We start from the raw sequence: 14,126 nt of genomic DNA, 5'->3' as shown, positions 1-14,126 counted from the left end.
CATCATCCTTGGTGGTCCGTGTGAAGGGTGGAAATCAGCCGGATCTGTTCTTCGTAGGCCTGAGCGAAGTCGCGGGCCAGCAGGCGCTCGCTCCAGTCATCGTCCTGACGCAGGGCCTGGTGATAACGCCCGTAAGCTCTCCAGCGACTGCCTGAGGTCGCGAGCAACGGCTTGTTGTCGCGCTCGAAACGCAAGGTCAGCTGTTGCGGCGAGAAGTGTTCCAGAGTGCCGCGAACAGCGGCGCGGCTGGCGGTCAGCAACGCCACCTGATGCGCCTGCAAATCGCGGAACGCACGGGGGACTGCTTGCTCGGCCGGCAACTGACCCGGCTTGTTCGGCTGCAACAAAATGTCCAGCGCTTCACCGGCATCGACGGCGAATTTCAGCGGGTTCTTGTTAGTGCCTTGCACGGTGGTTTGAGCCAGGCGCAGTTCGTTTTTCAGTTCACTGCGGGTGCGCAGGCTCTGCTGCAAACCACCGATGCTCTGCTTGAGCAGACGCGCGGCGTTCAATGCCAGGGCTTCGCGGGCGTCGTGGTCGAGGCCTTTGAGATCCACGCCCAACGCGGCACCGAAGTGCTCCCAGAAACCTTCGCTCTGACGCTCGACCGCTTTTGTCGGCGGGGCTGGCGCAGGTTCTGCCGGCGCGGCGATCAGCTCCGGCACCATCAGGCTTTCCATGTCGATGCGCGTGTAGTCGGCACGCTGACGGGTGTCTTCGATAGTGGTGCTAGGGGGAATCAGTTCGTCGATTTCCGAGTACACGCGCTCTTGCTGGTCGAGGGCATTGAGCGGGTCGAGGTCGAGGAACGCATCGTCCGGAATGATACTGCCCGCCGCTTGCGGACGGCCGACTTCAACGTCGAATGTCGCCGGGTCACGCACCAGTCGCGCAAGGATCTCGAAGTCACCCAGCACGTACACGCTGCCGTGCTCGATGCGCATTGGATCGCCCTTGCGCAGGCGCGCGCCGCTTTCGCTGTCCTGAATACCGTTGCTGCTGGTATCGGTCAGGAAAAACGTGCCTTCTCGATAGCTGATCAACGCGTGGTGGTTGGACAGGTGACGCTTGCGGTCGGGGATGATCCAGTCGCAATCCTCGCCCCGGCCAATTACGCCACCGGCCTGCTTGAAGGTCTTCTGGCACAAATCCGTGGGCACGAACTGCTTGGTGTTCAGCATTTCGAATACCAGTTCCATGGTGATACTCCTTGCGGTCACTTGCCGCGATTGACCGCCTGCGGATCACCCAATGGGCGATAGGTGTTGTCGTTGTATTTGTAATTGCCGCTACAGCCGCCGAGGCCGCATAGAACGACGAGGGTCAGCAGGGCGGCTTGCCAGTGACGAACAGACATCAGAGGGTCTCCAGGGGTAGACAAAGCGCAAAGCGCCGACCCGTTTGGGTGGCGCTGTCAGAAGCGGATGAGGTAGGTTCGAGCGCTCTAGCCAGCGGCCTTGAGCTCTGCCTTTGTGGCGAGGGAGCTTGTCCCGCTCGGCTGCGCAGCAGTCACAAAACAGCAGACGCGGTTTCACTGATGCACAGCGGAGCATGGGTTTGGGGCTGCTTCGCAGCCCAGCGGGAGCAAGCTCCCTCGCCACAGGGAATGCGCTGGCCACAGAGAGCATTCCAACCACAGTGTTTGGGTGGCAAAAGTTATGGTCAGACATCGAAGTCACCCAAGTTGATATTCAGGCGACCGAGGCGGTACAGCAGCGTGCGGCGCGGCAGGCCTAATTCGCGGGCGGCGAGGGTCTGGTTGCCATCGTTTTTGCGCAGGCAGTCGAGTAGCAGACTGCGTTCGACTTGTTCCAGGCGTTCGCGCAGGTTCAGGCTGCTGTCTTCCGGCATGGCGTCCATGCACAGGGAGAAATGCTCGGCCAGCAACTCGCCGCCTTCGCACAACAGCACCGCGCGCTCGACCAACCCTTTGAGTTCACGCACGTTGCCGGGGAAGGCGTAACCGGACAGGTGATCCAGCGCCGCGTCGGACCAACGCACCGCATCCCGCTGCAGAAACGCGCAAGCCTTGTCGGCGAAATGCCGGGCCAGGTCGAGGATGTCGCCTTCGCGCTGACGCAGGGCCGGCAGCTCGATCGGGAATTGCGCGAGGCGGTAGTACAAGTCCTCGCGGAATTTGCCTTCGCTGACCAGCACCGACAAATCCCGGTGCGTCGCGGCGATGATGCGCACGTCGATCTTGTGGGTGTCGTTGGAGCCGAGCGGGCGGATCTCGCCTTCCTGCAACACGCGCAGCAATTTGGCTTGCAGCGACAACGGCATGTCGCCGATTTCATCGAGCAACAAGGTGCCGCGATTGGCCGCGTCGAACAGCCCGGCACGGTCGCGGTCGGCGCCGGTGAAGGCGCCTTTGCGGTAGCCGAACAGCTCGCTTTCCAACAGGTTTTCAGGGAACGCCGCGCAGTTCTGCACGATGAACGCCTGGGAACGTCGCGGGCCACAATCGTGAATCGCCCGCGCGACCACTTCCTTGCCGGTGCCGGTCTCGCCGCGCAGCAGCACGGTGTACGGGCTGTGCAAAACTTTGCTGATCAGAGAATAGGTCTGGCGCATCGCCGCGCTCTTGCCGATCAAGCCATAACCGTTAACGCTCGGGACGCTGACCAGCGCCGGTCGTGTATCGCCGGTCGGCTGACGCAAACGCTGCAGCAAGTGCAATTGGCCAAGCACGAACGAGCCCAGTTGACCGAGGGAATCGGCAAAGCCTTGCAGGTCGATATGCCGGCGACTGGCGCACAGCAGCAAACCTTCGACAGCCTTTTGCTGATTAACCAACGGCACGCACAACAGCGACTGCCAAGGCGTGGCCTGGAGCGGCAGGAAACTGGTTTCGTGCAGGCTGCCGCTCAGCTCGCTGAGGCATACCACGCGGTTCTGGCACAGGGCGAATTGCAGCAGTTGTTCACCGTTGTAATCCGCCGGCAGGCTCGCCGCTTCCCGGGGTTGCAGAATGCCGTTCAGACACTCGGCGTTCATTCCCAGGCAGGTGTGGGTCGCGTCCAGCAGGTACAGCTGCGTCAGCTCGCAACCGCTGAGCTCGGCCAGCCCGCGCACGAAGTCACCCAGCAGCGCAGCACCCTCCGCCGCGCGCGACAGGCTGGCGAACTGCGCCAGCAAGGCTTCGGCATAGACCAGCGGTTGCGGCTCTTGAGTGAACATCACACCCACCTCAGGCGAACTCGCACATCACGCTGGCGTTGCCGTCGAGCGTCGCATGCACACGCTTGAGGCTTTCGCCGGTGGCCATTGCATCGAGCAAACGGTCAGCCACCAACGGCAGCACGTGCAGGTCGAGCAAGTGGTCGATCAGGCGCGCGCCGCTGTCGCTTTGGGTGCAGCGTTCGGCCAGGTGATCGACGAGGTCCTGGGAGTAGGTGAAATCGAGCTGACGACAGTTCAGGCGCTCGCCCAAACGACCGAGTTTGATTTCGATCAGCTCGCGCAGCACCGGGCCACCGACCGGGTAATAAGGCACCACACGCATGCGCGCCAGCAACGCCGGTTTAAAGTGCTTGCTGAGCACCGGGCGAATGGTTTCTTCGAGCACTTCGGCAGTCGGCCGCGCGCCGTTTTCGCAGAGTTCGCTGATGCGGTCGCTGCCAAGGTTCGAGGTCATCAGGATCAGCGTATTGCGGAAGTCAATCTCGCGCCCTTCCCCGTCGTTGGCCACGCCTTTGTCGAAGATTTGGTAGAACAGGTTGAGCACGTCCGGGTCGGCTTTTTCGACTTCATCGAGCAGCACCACCGAGTACGGTTTCTGACGTACCGCTTCGGTGAGCATGCCGCCCTCGCCGTAACCGACGTAGCCCGGAGGCGCACCGATCAGACGCGAGACGGTGTGCTTCTCCTGGAGCTCGGACATGTTGATAGTGGTGATGAAGCGATCACCGCCGTACAGCAAATCGGCAAGGGCCAGCGCGGTTTCGGTTTTACCAACACCGCTTGGGCCGACCAGCAGGAACACGCCGACCGGTGCATCCGGTTTGTTCAGACCGGCCGCGGTGGCGCGCATTGAGCGGTCGAGGGCATGAACCGCTTGTTCCTGACCACGAATACGGGTGCGCAAATCGTTGGCGAAGCTCGCGACCTTGGCGTTGTGTTCGCGGGCCAGTTGCGCCAATGGCACGCCGGTCCAGGCGCTGATCACTTCGGCCACCAGACGCGGGCAGACTTCGAAGCTCACCAGACGTTCTTTGACTTGCAACTCGGTCAGGGTACGGTGGGTTTCGTTGAGAGCGGCTTCCAGCGACCCGACGCTTTGCGCTTCGTCTATTGCCAGGGTTTCAATCACGGTGCCTTCGGCGTCTTCTTCAACCGTGATGGTCGGTTCGACGGCAGCGGCTTCACGGGCCTTGGCCAGTTGCTGACGCAGGTCCAGCAGGCGCTCAGCCAGTGCTTTCTGCTCGGTCCAGAGGGTTTCCAGAGCGACCATTTCTTCTTCGGCGTCGGCCAGGCGATCTTCCAGAGCATCCAGCGCCTCCTGGTCAATCAGCAGACCCGCCTCGGCGTCACGACGCAGGGCCTGACGTTGACGGCCACCTTCGGCCAGCTCGCCACGCAGGCGTTCCAGACTTTCCGGGGCGGCGGCGAGGCTGATGCGTACTCGAGCGCACGCGGTGTCGAGTACGTCGACGGCTTTGTCCGGCAGCTGACAACCCGCCAGGTAACGGGCGGACAACTCGGCCGCTGCAACCACCGCATCATCACGCAGGTAGATGCCGTGGCTCTTTTCGTAAACCTGAGCCAGACCGCGCAGGATGGTCACCGCTTCGCTGACGGTCGGTTCGTGCAGTTGCACCGGCTGGAAACGACGGGCCAGGGCCGGGTCTTTCTCGAAGTATTTTTTGTACTCCGCCCAGGTGGTGGCGGCGATGGTGCGCAACTCGCCACGGGCCAGGGCCGGTTTCAGCAAGTTCGCCGCGTCGGAACCACCCGCATTGCCGCCCGCGCCGATCAACGTGTGAGCTTCATCGATGAACAGGATGATTGGTTTCGGCGAAGCTTTGACTTCGTCGATCACGCCTTTAAGGCGACGTTCGAATTCACCTTTGACACTGGCGCCGGCCTGCAACAGGCCCATGTCCAGGGACAGCAACTCGACACCTTTCAATACTTGCGGCACTTCACCGGCCGCGATGCGCGAGGCCAGGCCTTCGACGATGGCGGTTTTGCCGACGCCGGCTTCACCAACCACGATCGGGTTGTTCTTGCGGCGACGGGCGAGGATGTCGACCATCTGCCGGATCGCGCCATCACGGCACAGCACCGGATCGAGTTTGCCGTCGCGGGCCTGTTGGGTCAGGTTGTGAGTGAAGCGCTGCAGCAGCGATTCGCCGGGCATGGCAGGTTTGCCGGTAGCCGGTTGTTCTTTCTGCGACAGGGCGAATTCTTTCAGGCGCTCGATGTTCAGCTTGGCCAGCAACGACTGATAACGACTGCCGGCGTAACGCATCGGGTTGCGCAGCAGTGCGAGGATCAACGCGGCTTGCTCGACCTGACTCTGGCCCAGTTCGAGGTTGGCCACCAGCAAGGCGTCTTGCAGCCACTGCACCAGTTCCGGGGCGAACACCGGGTTGCGCGAGGCGCTGTGCTCGACCCGCGATTGCAGGGCGGCGCTCAGTTCTCCGGCGTCCACTTCAGCATCTTGCAGCGCGCGTGCGAGCAGGCCTTGTGGACGTTCCAGCAGGCCCAGCAGCAAGTCTTCGACGAGGATCTTGCTGCCGCCACGGGCGACGCAACGTTCCGCGGAACTTTCCAGATCACGACGGGTTTCGGCGTCCAGCGCCTGGATAAGTTGTTGCAGGTCTACGTTGATCATGTGTCATCTGTCCTTGATGAATTTTGCTGCCCAAGGTCACCACGCCGTCCGCTTTTTCGCGGCCCAGCCAACTGGTCCATCCCAGGCGACAAGCGTTCTGCTCACCGATGCGCAGTTCGCGGATTTCTTCCTGGCGCAACACCAGGCGAATGTCGTAATCGAGCGGGTCACGCAGGGTGAACCCCACCAGCGCGCACAGCGGCTGGTAGCCGAAACCGATCGGCAGGAATTCGTGAAAGCGTTGCCAATCGAGCTCGCGGATGTGAATGCGGAATTTGCCGCTGCGATCACGCACGTGTTCGCCCAACACCAGGTCTTCGCCGAGCATGCTGTTGGCGCGACCCAAGCGATTGCGCTGCTCGTCGAGGATTTCGACGCGGCGCTCGATGCACTGCTCGATGGTCAGTTCGGCGTGCTTGAAGTAGTAGCGCAGCACCGCTTCGATCAACGCCGCCGAGTGCGCCCGCAAACTGAGCAGGCCGAGGTACGGCAGCAGGCGTTTCCAGTTCAGCTCCTGAGCCTTGCGGATGTCTTCGCCACCGAGGCCGATCAGGGCAAACAGCTGCTCCGAAAACGGGTCGAGGGCGCCGCTCTGGAAGCTGGCGTGGTAGCGGTATTTACGCCAGATCGGCAGCATCAACCGTTGCAGGCGATGGTGGAACAGGTCGAGGAAGTTGCGGGTCGGGTTGCCGTCTTCGCTGTCGCCCAGGGCCTGTTCGCCGTAGAACGCCGGCAGCGGCGAACCGGAACCGACCAGGCCGATCAGGTTGAAACGCAGACGCGCACGCATCTGCCCGTGCTCTTTGAAAAACTCCACGCGATCGACGTCGCTGCCAGGGAAACCCAGGCTCGGATTGGCCTGGAACTCCAGCTGGTCGTACAGGTCGTCTTCGCTCAAGTGCGGGTGTGCATCGCGCAGCCGGTCAATGACCAGCAGCACGGCCTGAAACAGCGAGTACTCGCGTATTACCCGGGTCAGCCCGCTTAAAGCAGGGGCTGCAGGCCCATACGTGGTGTCCATTGGTACACCTCTCCCTGTGTGCTTTTTACCCGCAGCTCATGGAACGAATTGAGACTGGCGTAAAGCGCGAAAAACTCGTTAAGAACCGAAGCGAACACGAACAGGTCGCCCTCGCCGATATACCCTTCCGGGTCGATGGTCAGCTCGGTGCGCAACCCGCGAACCGGCAACCCTCGGTGCAATCTGTCGACGTGTTGGTGCTTGATTGATTTGAGCCCGCCCAGCAGGCGCTTGCTGACTTTTTCCGCGTATTGGTCGTAGTAGCGCGGCAGGTCGTAGGTTTCGAGAATCACCTTCAACGCATTGACGTCGGCCAGCGACAGGTAGTTAAGCGACATGTTGCTGATCAGCTTCCAGAGGAAGTCACGATTCAGCGGCGGCGCAAAACTCGAAGTGGCCGGGGTGATGTTGCGAAAGCTGAGGAACTCCGGCGTCTCTTCGCAGGCCATGCAGATGTCGCCGAGCTTGAGCTTGCGCGGCAGGTTCTGGTTGGTGCATATCAGCTCGATCGACAGGGTTTCGTGGGCTTCGGTGTGGCGGATGCCGAAGCTCAGATAAGTGTCGAGGCCCTCGTGCAGCAAGGATGAACGCTGGCGGATGCTGTAATGCGGACGGCTGGTGGGCACGTCGAAACTTGGGTCGTGCTCGAAGGATTCGAACGGCACGTACTCCTGATAACCGAGGCCACCGGGCTTCCAGCCGGTGACGGTTTCCACCGAGAACACACCGCAGTTTTCCAGATCGAATTCGGCGGGCAGCAGCAGGTATTCGTCCTGCTTGCCATCGAGGCGAATCGGCAGTGCATCGTGCTCGAACAGGTTAACGATCGGGGTGCAGTAGAGCTTCACGTTGTCCAGGGTCGGACGCATACGCATGATGCCGCTCTTGCGAATATCGAAGCGCAACTCCAGGCCACGCATCTGCTTGAGGGTGTCTTCCGGCAACGCCTTGAGCAGATCCAGACCGTTGATGTCGACGAAGAGGAATTTGTCCTGGAAGGCGAAATATTCCTGCAGGTAGCGATAGCCGCGGAAGGTGTTCAGCGGGTACGGAATCAACGTTTCTTCTTCGACGAAACCCACCGGCTGCACACGGTCGCCGGACATCGTGAACGCCATCGGCTGGCCGTTTACACCGTTGATGGCCTTGCCGACGCCGTCCAGCGGGATCAGCTCGATACCCTCGAGGTTGCGCAACAGGCTCAGGTAAAGCATCTGGCTGATGTAGCGCTCGCCGGCAAAGTGCAGGCGCAGACGACTCAGCTCCAGCTCGCCGAGATGACCATCAGCGCTCATCTCCAGACGCAGACTCAACAGCGAACCGTCGCCCTTCACCGAGTAAGTCAGCGCAGCCAGATCCAGCGGCAACACCTCCGTCGGGTAGCACGTGCGGAAACGGCAGCGCACATCATCGACTGGCACACTCTCCACCGGCGTATCACGCTCGACCATCAACGCAGGCCCGGAACGTGTCAGTGGGTTGAACTGCAAAATGCTGAACGCCGGCAGCGGCCGCATGTAGTTGGGCCACAGCAGGTGCATCATCGAGTGGCTGAGCTCCGGCAACTCATCGTCTAGCTTCTGACGCAGGCGCCCGGTCAGAAAGGCAAAGCCCTCAAGCAGCCGCTCCACGTCCGGATCCCGCCCGGCCTGGCCGAGGAAAGGCGCCAACGCCGGGCTACGCTCGGCGAAACGACGACCTAACTGGCGAAGTGCGGTGAGTTCGCTTTGGTAGTAGTGGTTAAAGGACACGGGGGGTTACCTGTTTGTCGTTTTTGCAAAAATTTCGATCCAGGCCAGCCAGAGCAGGCTTTTGACATCTTGTTCCGAGGCGGCCATACGGCTTTGCCGCTCGGAAGCTGTGCCGGTGTCATCAACACTGGCCTCTGGAATCAACGCCGCGACCACGGCATCCAGCGCGGTTGCGACAATCCCGGAGAACAGTGCCGGCGAATGCGAATTCCCGATGATCACCGTCCCGGAACCCGTCGTAACCTTGTTGCCATGAGTGCCAACAGAACCCACCGTTACCGCCGGCTTGCCATTGATCAACACAGTCGTTGCAAGATCGCCAACCATCGCACCACCACACGCCGAGGCATCGCCTTGGCGGGCGGCCGCGAGGCCGTCGAAGAGCACGTCGCCGGAACCGGCGGCGATCGGGTTGGTGCCGTGGCCGGGGAGCGGGCAAGCGGTGGGGTCGGATACGCGTGCTGCGGGTTTGCCGGACATCGGAGTCTCCTTAGTTGACCTTTACTTGACCGCTGCCATCCAGGCGCGCGGCGAAACTGACCTGGCGCTTGAAACCATCAACTTCCAGCAGGCCTTCGATGCTGAAGGACAGGCGAAGCTGATCGTGCTCACGCGGCAGGGAGATGACACGCACGTTGCTCAGGCGAGGTTCATAGGCGTCGATGAAGCTTTCGATGGCCAGGCGGGCCTGACTCAGCGAGTCGTGCAGGCTCAGGCGCATGTCATTGAGATCGGGTAGCCCGTAATCGGACAGCGTTTGTACGCTGCCCGCACGGGTGCTGAGCATCTTGGCCAGATGGGCAGCCACGGACGCCATGGCGCAAACCTCGCGGCTCCAGCCGAGGCGTTTGTCCGCATCGCCACCCAGGCGCTCGAAAAGGCTGCCGTATCCAGTCATGAGTCGCTCCGTTTACTCTTTGTCCAGCTTGCCAACCAGCGACAGGGTGAAATCGGCACCCATGTACTTGAAGTGCGGGCGCACGTTCAGGCTGACGCGGTACCAGCCAGGCTCGCCTTCAACATCGCTGACGATGATTTGGGCAGCGCGCAGTGGACGACGACCACGGACTTCGGCGCTTGGGTTTTCCTGGTCGGCCACGTACTGGCGGATCCACTTGTTGAGCTCCAGCTCGAGGTCGGTACGTTCTTTCCACGAACCGAGTTGCTCGCGCTGCAGCACTTTCAAGTAGTGAGCCAGGCGGTTGACGATCATCATGTACGGCAGTTGGGTGCCGAGCTTGTAGTTCAGCTCTGCGGCCTTGCCTTCAGCGCTGATGCCGAAGAACTTCGGCTTCTGCACCGAGCTTGCGGAGAAGAACGCCGCGTTGTCGGAGCCTTTGCGCATGGTCAGGGAAATGAAACCTTCCTCGGCCAGTTCGTATTCACGACGGTCGCTAACCAATACCTCGGTAGGAATCTTGGTTTCGATTTCGCCCATGCTTTCGAAGTGGTGCAACGGCAGGTCTTCAACCGCGCCACCGCTCTGTGGGCCGATGATGTTCGGGCACCAGCGGAATTTGGCGAAGCTATCGGTCAGCTTGGTGCCGAATGCGTAGGCCGTGTTGCCCCACAGGTAGTGCTCGTGGCTGTTGGCGACGGTTTCTTTGTACACGAACGATTTGACCGGGTTTTCTTCCGGGTCGTACGGGTTACGCAGCAGGAAACGCGGCACGGTCAGGCCAACGTAACGGGAGTCTTCCGACTGACGGAAGCTCTGCCATTTGGCGAATTGCGGGCCTTCGAAGTGATCTTTCAGATCTTTCAGGTCCGGCAGACCGGTGAAGCTTTCCAGGCCGAAAAATTTCGGGCCGGCAGCCGCGATGAACGGCGCGTGCGACATGCAGGCAACGCTCGATACGTACTGCATCAGTTTCACGTCCGGCGAGCTTGGGGACATGAAGTAGTTAGCGATGATCGCGCCCACAGGCTGACCACCGAACTGACCGTATTCAGCGGTGTAGATGTGCTTGTACAGGCCCGACTGCATCACTTCCGGCGAATCTTCGAAGTCGTCCAGCAGGTCGTCCTTGGAGACGTTGAGGATTTCGATCTTGATGTTTTCGCGGAAGTGTCGACCAGCAACTGCAGGCCACGCCACGACGATTCCAGGGACTGGAAGTCCGGGTGGTGCAGGATTTCGTCCATCTGACGGCTGAGCTTGGCGTCGATCTCGGCGATCATGCGATCGACCATGGCCTTCTTGACCGGCTCACCGTTGTTCTGCGGCTTGAGCAGCTCTTCGATGAACGCCGACACACCGCGTTTGGCAATGTCGTAGGCTTCGTCGTCCGGGGTCAGGCGGGTTTCGGCGATGATGCTGTCGAGAATGCTGTATTCGCCGTTCTCGTTGCTCTTTTGCAGTGCTGCGCTAGTGCTCATTGTGTTGGCTTCCTTGGCTGATAGGGGCTCAGACGTCTTGGGCTGCGGCGTTCAGGCCCAGTTCACCCAGTACGCGACCGCGGGATTCGTCGTCGGCGAGCACGCCTTCGATGGCTTTGCGGAACGCAGGTGCGTTACCCAGCGGGCCTTTGAGGGCCACCAGCGCGTCGCGCAGTTCCATCAGTTTTTTCAGTTCAGGCACTTGCTCGACCAGCGAGGCCGGGTTGAAGTCCTTCATCGAGTTGACGCGCAGTTTCACGGCCAGTTCTTCAGTGTCGCTTTCTTCCTGAAGACGGTTCGGCACGCTCAGCGTCAGGCTCAGCTCTTGCTTGGCCAGCACTTCGTCGAAAGTCATTTTGTCGATGCTGATCGGCTTGCGATCTTCGAGTTTGCGTTCGTCCTTGCGGTGGGTGTAGTCACCGATTGCCAGGAGTTTCAGCGGCAGTTCAATCTCTTCCTGAGCACCGCCGGTGGCGGGTTTGAAGGTGACGTTGATGCGTTCCTTGGGGGCTACCGAGCCTTCTTTGGCCATGGCTTTTCTCCTTGCGGTTGTGGCCCGGGGGCCTATTCGAGTACCACTTCGAGATCGAGGTGGCACAGCCTGCGATAAATCTCTTCCTTGCGTTCACGCACTGCATGGTTCTGCGGCAGCAACTCGCAGCAGCTATGCAGCAAATGCAGCACTTCCAGCGCAAGATCTGGCTCCCAGGCGTGCAGGCCTGAGTCCTGTAATGTTTGGTCTAGGGTTTCGAGTTGGGTCTTGGCCAGCTCGTATTTCTTGGCCATGAAACACAGCCGCGCGAGCGCGAACTGCCAGAAGAATCGAACCCGCCCGCCGTGGGCACTTTGCAGGCCTTGCTTGAGGATCTGCACGGCGGCCTTGAGGCCGTCCTTGCGCAGAATCGGCAAGACTTCTTCCAGGGCCAGTTCCCAGGCCGGCTGGGTATCGGTGACTTCGACCTTGCGCGGCGCACTGGCGCTTTGCAGGTGCGGCATGACGTGGGCACCGATCCAGGCGCGGGTGGCCGGGTCGGCGAACGGCGCACCGTCATGGAAACGCAATTCGATGATGCCGGGCAGCCGCTGAACCAAAAGCGCGAAGTGGATTTCCACTTCGCGCATCGCCATCTCAGCGTTCAGCCCTTGAAGGCATTCCCAGACCATTCGCTGGCCATCAAACCAGAACGGCGCCTTCGCCAGGCTCGCCTCCAGCTCTACCAGCAGATCTGCGTATTTCCCTTGTTCGTAGCTGTCCTGATAGGCCTTGAGTTTGTCCGCCGGCAAGCCACGCAGAACGGTGATTTGTTCTGCGTTGCGCTCAGGCACCGCGTCGATGGGCAGCCACGACAGCGTGCGATTGAGGCGAAGGGCGCGCAGGTCGGTAGCCTTCTGCTTGAGCCACCAGGCACACAACGGACGGGCGTTTTCTTGCTGGGCACGCAGGGCCTTGTGGGCTTCTTTCTCGTTGTCGATTGGTGCGCCGAGGGTGAACAGCTGGGTCGCGGCCTGCTTGACCTGCGCCACCGCGGCGCCCACCACACCGGGCTCCGGCTGATTGTCGGCGGCGCGCAGGACCATGTTTTTCAAGCGACGGGAAATCGGCAGCAGCAACGGCGCATCATCGCCCAGATGCTCGGTGCATGCGGCGTCGAGGCCTTCCAGATGCTCGACCAGACGGCGGAACAGCGGCAGCTGCTCTTTGATCGCGACGTTTTCGTTCAGCACCTGCTCAAGACGCGGCTGCAACCAGCTGATGGCAGCAACACGAGTGCGGGCCTTGTTCGGGTGAACCTCGGCCCAGTGGTTTTCACAGAGATGGTGCAACAAACCGAAGCCAGCTAGCAGTCCCTGGAAGGATTCACGCTGGTACAGCGCCCAGGTCAGCCAGGCGCCGACACGCAAATCCTTGGATTGGGTACGCAGCAGATTTTCACTGTTTTCGCGGATTTTCAGCCAGTCGATCTGACCGCTTTCGTGCATGGATTGGGCTTTGCCCAGCTCGCTTTCCAATGCCTCATATTCGCTCGAAAAGCGAACATCCTCGCCCGCGAAATTCTCTTCTGAAACGGAGGCTTTTGCGAGTTCAAGGTAATGAGCGGAAAGTTTGCTTGAGTAGGACATCCATGGCCTTTAATTAGGATTACGGTCATACGGCCATTGGAGTTGCAATGGCGCCGGACAGTGTCAAAAAGCTGCGATGAGTCTCATCCAATTGAGTTCGCGCTCTTTCAAGGCGCGCATCACAATCAAAATGATGGCCATTTGAAGGCATCCGATTAAACAATAAAACTGCGTCTTTCTTGTTGCTGTAGGAGATTCACCCTATATGGCACGGGGGGATCGCCACAGAACATTCACGCCCTGAAACGGAACTCAGCATGACAAAAATAAACAATGAAAAATGTAGGAGTTTTCCGAAAAGTTACAGTCATTCATGGACATAGCGATAACTGACAATAAGCAATATAAGGCCCAATGACGGCATGCATTACTGACGCAACATTCTGAAATGCGGAAAACTCTGACGTACTTTCTGGACGTGTCCGACATTCATTCTTTTGCCCTCTTGTTAGCGTGCTGGGCAGTTTGCGTTTGCTCACGCCGGGCATGGCTTGGGCACCGCGACTTGTCTGCTCTTTCGGCTTAAGGACGAGTCACGGAAAAGCAAAAGGATAAGCGTATGTCCCCCGGCCAATGCTGCTCACTTCACGTTGTTGATCCCAACGGTCCGCAACGATTTCAAAGTGCTGGCCTTTGAAGGCACTGAAGCCATCAGCACCTTGTATTCGATCCAGATCGAGCTGGTTAGCGAATACCCTGATTTCGATCTGGAAAGCTTGCTCAGCCAGCCAGCGTTTCTCCAGTTCGGCCTCAAGGGTGAAGGCATTCATGGCCGTATCGAAGATGTGCTCATAGCTATGCCTGACCTGTTATTACCTGACGCTGGTGCCCGCGCTGCACTACTTGCAGTTCAGCCAGTGAACACAGCAGTTGTTGGCTGCGGGTGTCCTCCAGTTGGGCGGGGGGAAATTTCGGCGCGGTGACCATTCCACGCATCGGCATGGAAGTCGTGGTCACCTATCTGTGTCAGTACCGATGCAAAACTGACCCACCCTACCGGTTGAAAACTGACCCA

9 protein-coding genes and 4 pseudogenes are annotated in these 14,126 nt (G+C 60.2%); 2 read left to right on the top strand and 11 right to left on the bottom strand.

Annotated features, from left to right (window positions below; genetic code table 11):
* Window positions 1–2: 2 nt before the first annotated feature.
* The 11 genes and pseudogenes from tagH to tssA all read right to left on the bottom strand — a co-directional run bounded on the left by tagH (window position 3) and on the right by tssA (window position 13,111).
* Window positions 3–1,199, bottom strand: a complete 1,197-nt coding sequence (tagH, locus tag BK662_RS06550; protein WP_123357400.1) for a type VI secretion system-associated FHA domain protein TagH — start codon at window positions 1,197–1,199, stop codon at window positions 3–5.
* A gap of 17 nt (window positions 1,200–1,216) precedes the next feature.
* Window positions 1,217–1,357, bottom strand: coding sequence for a type VI secretion protein (locus tag BK662_RS06545; RefSeq protein ID WP_123357399.1), 141 nt, complete (start codon window positions 1,355–1,357; stop codon window positions 1,217–1,219).
* Window positions 1,358–1,662: 305 nt separating this feature from the next.
* Window positions 1,663–3,180: a sigma-54 interaction domain-containing protein gene (locus BK662_RS06540; RefSeq protein ID WP_123357398.1), complete on the bottom strand. Its 1,518-nt coding sequence runs from the start codon at window positions 3,178–3,180 to the stop codon at window positions 1,663–1,665.
* Window positions 3,181–3,190: 10 nt separating this feature from the next.
* Window positions 3,191–5,839, bottom strand: coding sequence for a type VI secretion system ATPase TssH (tssH, locus tag BK662_RS06535; RefSeq protein ID WP_123357397.1), 2,649 nt, complete (start codon window positions 5,837–5,839; stop codon window positions 3,191–3,193).
* Between the two features lie 16 nt (window positions 5,840–5,855).
* A pseudogene (tssG, locus tag BK662_RS06530) lies at window positions 5,856–6,860 on the bottom strand (type VI secretion system baseplate subunit TssG); the annotation flags it as partial.
* Window positions 6,824–8,611 (bottom strand): type VI secretion system baseplate subunit TssF, encoded by a 1,788-nt coding sequence (gene tssF, locus BK662_RS06525; RefSeq protein WP_123357396.1) that lies wholly within the window; start codon window positions 8,609–8,611, stop codon window positions 6,824–6,826. The pseudogene tssG and the gene tssF, both read right to left, overlap by 37 nt.
* 6 nt (window positions 8,612–8,617) lie before the next feature.
* A complete protein-coding gene (locus tag BK662_RS35145; RefSeq protein WP_259695882.1) occupies window positions 8,618–9,091 on the bottom strand; it encodes a PAAR domain-containing protein in 474 nt (157 codons plus the stop codon).
* A gap of 10 nt (window positions 9,092–9,101) precedes the next feature.
* Complete coding sequence (tssE, locus tag BK662_RS06515) at window positions 9,102–9,509, bottom strand: type VI secretion system baseplate subunit TssE (protein WP_123357395.1); 408 nt, start codon at window positions 9,507–9,509, stop codon at window positions 9,102–9,104.
* Between the two features lie 12 nt (window positions 9,510–9,521).
* Window positions 9,522–10,990 (bottom strand): annotated as a pseudogene (tssC, locus tag BK662_RS06510) (type VI secretion system contractile sheath large subunit).
* Window positions 10,991–11,018: 28 nt separating this feature from the next.
* Window positions 11,019–11,522, bottom strand: coding sequence for a type VI secretion system contractile sheath small subunit (tssB, locus tag BK662_RS06505; protein WP_123357394.1), 504 nt, complete (start codon window positions 11,520–11,522; stop codon window positions 11,019–11,021).
* A 32-nt stretch (window positions 11,523–11,554) separates the two neighbouring features.
* Window positions 11,555–13,111: a type VI secretion system protein TssA gene (tssA, locus tag BK662_RS06500; RefSeq protein ID WP_123357393.1), complete on the bottom strand. Its 1,557-nt coding sequence runs from the start codon at window positions 13,109–13,111 to the stop codon at window positions 11,555–11,557.
* A 551-nt stretch (window positions 13,112–13,662) separates the two neighbouring features.
* Here tssA and BK662_RS35140 point away from each other — a divergent pair.
* Window positions 13,663–13,966: pseudogene (locus BK662_RS35140) on the top strand (type VI secretion system tip protein VgrG); the annotation flags it as partial.
* A gap of 28 nt (window positions 13,967–13,994) precedes the next feature.
* Window positions 13,995–14,126: pseudogene (locus BK662_RS35035) on the top strand (type VI secretion system tip protein VgrG); the annotation flags it as partial.

Source organism: Pseudomonas frederiksbergensis, assembly GCF_003732275.1.
Lineage (GTDB): Bacteria > Pseudomonadota > Gammaproteobacteria > Pseudomonadales > Pseudomonadaceae > Aquipseudomonas > Aquipseudomonas frederiksbergensis_H.
Note: the sequence above shows the minus strand (reverse complement) of the source record. Positions and strands in the feature narration are given on the sequence as shown.

Bases quoted from the DNA above. Each gene is read 5' to 3' on its own strand.
- tssA (WP_123357393.1), bottom strand. From the start codon at position 13,111: ATGTCCTACTCAAGCAAACTTTCCGCTCATTACCTTGAACTCGCAAAA.
- BK662_RS35145 (WP_259695882.1), bottom strand. From the start codon at position 9,091: ATGTCCGGCAAACCCGCAGCACGCGTATCCGACCCCACCGCTTGCCCG.
- BK662_RS06545 (WP_123357399.1), bottom strand. From the start codon at position 1,357: ATGTCTGTTCGTCACTGGCAAGCCGCCCTGCTGACCCTCGTCGTTCTA.
- BK662_RS06540 (WP_123357398.1), bottom strand. From the start codon at position 3,180: ATGTTCACTCAAGAGCCGCAACCGCTGGTCTATGCCGAAGCCTTGCTG.
- tssH (WP_123357397.1), bottom strand. From the start codon at position 5,839: ATGATCAACGTAGACCTGCAACAACTTATCCAGGCGCTGGACGCCGAA.
- tagH (WP_123357400.1), bottom strand. From the start codon at position 1,199: ATGGAACTGGTATTCGAAATGCTGAACACCAAGCAGTTCGTGCCCACG.
- tssE (WP_123357395.1), bottom strand. From the start codon at position 9,509: ATGACTGGATACGGCAGCCTTTTCGAGCGCCTGGGTGGCGATGCGGAC.
- tssB (WP_123357394.1), bottom strand. From the start codon at position 11,522: ATGGCCAAAGAAGGCTCGGTAGCCCCCAAGGAACGCATCAACGTCACC.